Annotated in this window: 9 protein-coding genes; 6 read left to right on the top strand and 3 right to left on the bottom strand. The window is 35.5% G+C overall.

What is annotated here, in order from left to right:
* From HLX49_RS16895 to HLX49_RS16870, 6 genes are all read left to right on the top strand, one after another.
* A partial coding sequence (locus HLX49_RS16895) for a transposase (RefSeq protein WP_296363372.1) occupies positions 1-392 on the top strand: 392 nt, incomplete at its 5' end.
* A 290-nt stretch (positions 393-682) separates the two neighbouring features.
* A complete protein-coding gene (locus tag HLX49_RS16890) occupies positions 683-895 on the top strand; it encodes a CobW C-terminal domain-containing protein (protein ID WP_367112769.1) in 213 nt (70 codons plus the stop codon).
* A gap of 96 nt (positions 896-991) precedes the next feature.
* Positions 992-1,153, top strand: coding sequence for a CobW C-terminal domain-containing protein (locus tag HLX49_RS16885; RefSeq protein WP_296363370.1), 162 nt, complete (start codon positions 992-994; stop codon positions 1,151-1,153).
* 4 nt (positions 1,154-1,157) lie between these two features.
* Positions 1,158-1,319: a GTP-binding protein gene (locus HLX49_RS16880; RefSeq protein ID WP_296363369.1), complete on the top strand. Its 162-nt coding sequence runs from the start codon at positions 1,158-1,160 to the stop codon at positions 1,317-1,319.
* Between the two features lie 109 nt (positions 1,320-1,428).
* Positions 1,429-1,698, top strand: a complete 270-nt coding sequence (gene rpsN, locus HLX49_RS16875; RefSeq protein WP_296363368.1) for a 30S ribosomal protein S14 — start codon at positions 1,429-1,431, stop codon at positions 1,696-1,698.
* Between the two features lie 260 nt (positions 1,699-1,958).
* The gene (locus HLX49_RS16870) at positions 1,959-2,498 is read left to right on the top strand and encodes a GNAT family N-acetyltransferase (RefSeq protein ID WP_296363364.1); all 540 of its coding nucleotides are present in this window, start codon (positions 1,959-1,961) and stop codon (positions 2,496-2,498) included.
* A 355-nt stretch (positions 2,499-2,853) separates the two neighbouring features.
* Here the strand turns inward: HLX49_RS16870 and HLX49_RS16865 are convergent, their stop codons facing one another.
* Genes HLX49_RS16865 through HLX49_RS16855 form a run of 3 tightly spaced genes read right to left on the bottom strand, consistent with a single transcriptional unit; the run spans position 2,854 to position 5,648 of the window.
* The gene (locus HLX49_RS16865) at positions 2,854-3,192 is read right to left on the bottom strand and encodes a hypothetical protein (protein WP_296363362.1); all 339 of its coding nucleotides are present in this window, start codon (positions 3,190-3,192) and stop codon (positions 2,854-2,856) included.
* 1 nt (position 3,193) lies between these two features.
* Entirely contained in the window at positions 3,194-5,026 is a 1,833-nt protein-coding gene (locus HLX49_RS16860; protein ID WP_367112768.1) for a DUF6792 domain-containing protein, read from the bottom strand.
* Between the two features lie 4 nt (positions 5,027-5,030).
* Positions 5,031-5,648, bottom strand: coding sequence for a hypothetical protein (locus HLX49_RS16855; protein WP_296363357.1), 618 nt, complete (start codon positions 5,646-5,648; stop codon positions 5,031-5,033).
* Positions 5,649-5,809: the final 161 nt, after the last annotated feature.

The following is a 5,809-nucleotide window of genomic DNA, read 5'->3' as shown; positions in this document are numbered from 1 at the left end:
TTTACATCGGTTCGACGCAAAATCGTACAGAGAATGTATTCCGCCTACTTGAAGTAGTGGATACAAAGGGAAACATTCTACGATTAATTACTAACCGTTTCGATCTAGACTCCGAAGAGATTAGTGAAATTTACCGTCAACGATGGACCATTGAGCTATTTTTCAAGTGGCTCAAACAGCATGTAGAGATCAAACACTTTTATGGCATGAGCGAAACTGCCATTCAAAATCAAATTTTCCTTGCACTTATTGCTTACTGTTTACATGTACTTATCCAGTTAGAGATGAGGAGTAAGAAGTCCTTACTCCGAATTAGCCGCTGGTTAAATAAAGCGCTGTGGAAACCTGCGTACATCTGGATTCGCAGATTTGACGATAGATCTATTCCGTAAATACATACAGTGTCGCTGTTGCTAATAGTTTAATTGTATAATTTTTCCAAATGGACAGACCACCTTTGTTTAGCCTTTGTCTTTTTGGCAAAAAATCCTGCAAAGATGTTTACTGAATTTTCAAACCATATTTATGCAATGCTAGTGAATCTGCATGAAAAATTTACGTTAAATTCCTATTCCTTAGATCAAGGTCATCATGATGAGAAAGTAACATCTTTTCCTTACAGAATCAAGACCGCTTAATTTAAGGAAACTCAACATGTGGTTTTCTTTCTTATCTTGTTCAACTGCAAGGAGAAAATTTATATCGGTATAAAGGGATATTAAACATAAATGGGTTAGATAGACGATTTATTTTTCAAGGCGTTCATATGATTTTTGCAGGAGAAGAAAAAAATAATTGGGGCAATGAACAACGTAAAAGTGAGCTTGTATTTATTGGGAAGAATCTCGATAAAGAAAAACTTACTGCACAGTTTCGTGCATGTATCGTAAAATAAATTTTTTTAAGCTTCAAATCGTAATGCTTACAATTTAGACCGACCCTAATAAATTTTACTTATATATTTTTAATGGAATGCTAGGGGGAAAAATGGATGCGAGCTAAAGGGATTGCTTGCTGTGCCACCAGAATTGATTTAGCTCTTCTTCTTTCCCAGACTGGTCCATCCGTCTCTGTTGAACCGCTCTCTTATTGGGTTGCTTCACTACCGAAAGAAAAAAGGAAAGTACAATCAAGCAAAACCCAAGCATTTTAAATGATTGGGACCAGAATTTGGAGATAGAAAGACCAATTTTGTATTTATTGGAGTTGATCTTGAAGGAGGAACAATTATTAGGGAGCTTGATCAATGCTTACTAACTGCAGAAGAAATGGAAGAAGATTGGACCGAGATGGAAGATCCTTATACTTGTGAAATCTAAGTTAGAGAAAATGGTAGTTAATCGAGTACTACGGTAAGTGAAGATGATAAAACTAGACAGTACAATATTTTGAATTTGTTTTTTAAAATTATAGGAATAGGTGAGATTAATGGCAAAAAAATCAAAATTTGCAAAAGAGAAGAAAAGACAACAAATGGTAGCAAAATATGCTGAATTACGAAGAGAATTAAAAGAAAAAGGAGATTATGAGGCGCTTAGAACACTTCCACGAGATTCTTCCCCCATACGTTTAACAGGAAGGTGTGAGATTACTGGGAGACCTCGTGGGTATATGAGAAAGTTCCAAATGTCTCGAATTGCTTTTAGGGAATATGCACATAAAGGTCAGATTCCAGGTGTGAAAAAGTCGAGTTGGTAAAAAAGGGGTGCTTGCTTTTATGTATAAGTGGTCATTATAGGGGTGCTAGCAATCATTAATGGTTGGGTTTTGGCAGCAGCTCTGTTCATGTACATTGCTTTAAAAAGACGATGACAGATGATTAATTAGTATGGTAAGTAAGTTTGCTGGAAAAAGGAAGGATCAGTGGAAGAGTGTTTTACTTTTCCGCTGTTTTTTGTATCGATTAATAGGGGATTTTGTATTAAAATTGTATGATATTAAAAGAAATGAGGTGGAAAATGATTTATGTAGAGGCGTCCAGATTAAGATTGCGTGACTGGGATGAAACAGATATAGTTCCATTTTCGGTACTAAATGCGGATGAAAACGTGATGCAGTATTTTCCTAAAACATTATCAACCGAAGAAACAAAAGCTTTTTACACATTAATCGTAGATAAGATCAAAGCGAATGGATATGGACTTTTTGCTGTGGAAGAAAAGGAAACGAATGAATTTTTAGGATTTATTGGGTTTCATCGAGCAACTTTTGCAGCTGATTTTACACCTTGTATTGAAATTGGTTGGCGACTAAAAGAAGCAGCTTGGGGAAAAGGTTTTGCTACAGAAGGGGCAGCAGCTTGTTTGCAATATGGATTTACAAAATTAGGCTTTACTGATATTTATAGCTTTACAGCTAAGGTGAACACGCCTTCACAAAATGTCATGAGAAAAATAGGTATGCAATATGTGAAAGATTTTGACCACCCAAAGCTGAAGCAGGGAAGTATTCTGAAAAAACATGTGTTATATCATATAAATGCGGATTTGCTGAAATGATATGACTGTTACGTTGGGTACGAAAAAGGAATGTGAAGGTATTAAACGGTCAGGTCATGCGGAAAGAACGTGAGCATGTAGAAAAAATAGAATGCGAGCAGTTAGTTCAACGGTTAAGTCCGCAAACAAACAGATGACCACGATTATCAGTGGTGAAGGCATATTTATTTCCCCTAAGCCATAAAAGCAGTTGAAGGTAAATATTTAGGGGGCTGTTCTTGCGCTGCTCGTTCACATATGCAAAAGCGGGAGCTGACAGCCCTATAGATATATGTTCCAGTGAGGGTGGGGGATGATGACTGATGATTGATAGGGGGAGATAATTTGCCTTTCTACCACAAACTGGAGTGCATCGTTACGCAGACGGTGTATTTTCATAGGTAATGGTCATGCTTTGGCTTTTTATTTCATCGACTTGTTCATCTAGCCTTTGCACAATCTTATTCATACGTTTATCGATGTGTTCTAGTAAATTACGATTGTACGTCGTTAACTTTTTTGTTTCTTCTTTCATTGCTTCTACAATTTCACCTTTTTGATCCTCATTAACAATAATATCATCCATGAGATTGAAAAAAGTCTTATCGATTTTAAATATCTCCTCTGTATAGTTACGTAGAATTTGTTTCTTATACATGAGGTTCTCACTTGCAACAATTTTTTCTGTTACTGTAATTGATTCTGTTTCTTTCATGTCAATCTCCCTCTACTAAACGAAATAAAGTAGCGACTTCTTTTTCTTCTGTAAACAAATCTTCGATGGCTTTGCGATAATTTTCAATATATGTATAGCTTTTTTGTACACTTTGCTTTAGTTCGTATATTTCTTCATCTAGGTTCGTATGTTCTAATGGGAAAAATACGTCGTGGACTTGAATCCGCCTTACTTTTTTATCTAATCGTGAAAAGTAAAGATGCTTTCTAAGAATATGTGTATATACACTAGGATTTGCCTCTATGTCATCTATTTTGCGCATCACTTTATATTTGTTTCTGTCATAGGATTTGGGAATTTCTCTATCTATTGCTGCTTGAAACTGATGAATCTTAGATAGCTTTTCTTCTAAAACGGTTTTCCCTTCTTGATACATACGCAAAGCGGCTGAAATATTTACTTTTATTTCTTTATTTCCATGATTGGTAGTGAAAAGCATATCTGTTCCTAAATAGGATTTTTTACCATGCGACAAACCACTTAAAACTTCCATAATACTATGGCTAGCCTTTAACTCATCTAAAACCTTCAGAAGATCCTCTTGATTTAACACTTTGAGGCTGTCTTTGATCGCGTTAATATGTCCCTTTATTTTTAGCGCTGCTGCAATGTCCCCGCCGATTTGTGTGATAAAGTTCCCAGTGCCTCGCACATCTACTATGCTAGATAATGTCTCTTGAATCCCTTCTAGTTCTGTTTCTATGTTGGAGAATTCTTTACCAATAAGTTGCTTTTGTGCATTTGATATATATCCTGCATCTTCTAATCTACCAAAAATTAAATCAGCATTACTTGTAATTGTTTTTACTTGTTGAAGTAGTCCAGGCACTTTTTTATCTAACTGGCGGATCATTCCATCAATTTCAGTTTGATTTGTCATATAAGTTTTAAGGGAATTATCACCGATTTTGTTTACAACATTCATATTAACACCAAAAATCTCTTGCATAGCTCCGTTTATTCCACCTTGGTTAGAAGCAGTGGTGTACTGGATGGCTAGTTCTTGAAAGTCCTGTATTACTTCATCTGGAATATCCTCTACTAGTGACCGCAACCCTGGATAGTTAGGGTTGGTGTCCACCATTTCGACATTCCCAAGTGTAAAGAAACCACGTACAGCACTTGCCGCATAAAGTGGATCATCCTTTGAGATGATTTGGTGGATATTTTTTGCTTTGTCTTTATAGTGATTTTCTGCGAATTGTCGAAGTTGGTTTGGGTCTATGTCGTAGATGGTATGTGTGTCACCGGGAGAAATCGAAAATTCACTTTGGACAGCCCGTTTAAAGTGAAAATTGGTATTGTAAAGTTGGTAGTAATTTGTCTGAGCGCCATTTATACTATATACTTTATCAAAAGTATTATGCATTAAATGGGCAGTGGTATTATTATTATGAGCTAATGAATGTGATAAACCAATAACAGGTGTTGAGTTTTCATTATTATTGAGCTTAAAATGATGTTGTACTGCTTTTACAAATTTATTCGTTGATTTAGCTTGCCGATTATCTTTTCCTGCTAACATTGCTTTTATGTTATAGTCCCAGTCTTTAATGTTTTTAGTTCCTTGTGATAAAATGTATAATTCATCTTTTTTATTTCCCTTAGTATCTATATAAATTGCAATCCCATCATACCCAGATTGTTCACCAACTCTTGCTTCTTTTGAGGTATATACCTTGATATCGGCTTGCAGCTCCTTGCCTGTTTCTTCTAAGTACATTCTCTTAACCTTTTCTATAAATTCCTCTTTTGATAACTTATCTTCGTACCCTAACTGGGTTAATCTTAGCCGCAGTTCAGGTGAATGCATAATTCTATGACTCATCTCCGTTCACTTCCTTATTCTCATCTATAAAGCGGATCGTTTTCAGCCAATCCAAAACGTATTTTTCATTTTCTGTTTTGTTTTTATTGCATTTTTCTTTTAGCTCTTGCCTACAATCAATTTGGTAAACTATTTCAAGTGCTCCATCAGCTGTTTCATTTTGTACATATCCTGCGTATGCATAAAATTCACTTTTATCAATGTTTCCATAATAAAGTGATTGACCATCTCCTGCTATCTTTTTATAATTTATATCTTCTCCAATCCTACTATTGAAGCTTTCTAAATTCATATCTAATTCATCTGTCCTATCATCAGAATAATAAAAAATTGTTATGTCTCCGCCTCCAACAATGTCACTCGGAATGCGGACAGAATATTCTTCGTATTCTTTATCATCTGCAAAATAATCCCTTTTATCAATCATTCCACCTTCAGGGAAATCCATTTCATACTTACCTGTCCCGGACAAAAATGGATAATAGCCAGGTCTTGTTTCTTCTGTCGATTGTAAAAAACCTCGGGTAAATTCATCTTGAAATGCTCTTACATCAGGCAGGTCCTCGGGGTTCATTTCTGAAGGCTTCTTTGTTTTTTCACTTGCCATTTGACAACCTCCTAGGAAAATTACAAGTAATAACAGTAAAAAAATGTAACGTTGCTTCTTCACATTTTAGCCTCCGATAAATAGGTCATTTACCAATATGACCCATATTTTCAGTTATGTATAGTATATAGTTGACTATGAGCAAATGAAAGTGAAGGGAG

The sequence above is a fragment of the Virgibacillus sp. genome (assembly GCF_013393565.1).
Classification (GTDB): Bacteria; Bacillota; Bacilli; order Bacillales; family Amphibacillaceae; genus Virgibacillus; species Virgibacillus dokdonensis.
This window is presented reverse-complemented; position numbering and strand designations above follow the sequence as displayed.

Excerpts from the sequence above, each read along its gene's own strand:
- HLX49_RS16865 (WP_296363362.1), bottom strand. The coding sequence starts at position 3,192 with ATGAAAGAAACAGAATCAATTACAGTAACAGAAAAAATTGTTGCAAGT.
- rpsN (WP_296363368.1), top strand. The coding sequence starts at position 1,429 with ATGGCAAAAAAATCAAAATTTGCAAAAGAGAAGAAAAGACAACAAATG.
- HLX49_RS16870 (WP_296363364.1), top strand. The coding sequence starts at position 1,959 with ATGATTTATGTAGAGGCGTCCAGATTAAGATTGCGTGACTGGGATGAA.
- HLX49_RS16855 (WP_296363357.1), bottom strand. The coding sequence starts at position 5,648 with ATGGCAAGTGAAAAAACAAAGAAGCCTTCAGAAATGAACCCCGAGGAC.
- HLX49_RS16860 (WP_367112768.1), bottom strand. The coding sequence starts at position 5,026 with ATGCATTCACCTGAACTGCGGCTAAGATTAACCCAGTTAGGGTACGAA.
- HLX49_RS16885 (WP_296363370.1), top strand. The coding sequence starts at position 992 with ATGCGAGCTAAAGGGATTGCTTGCTGTGCCACCAGAATTGATTTAGCT.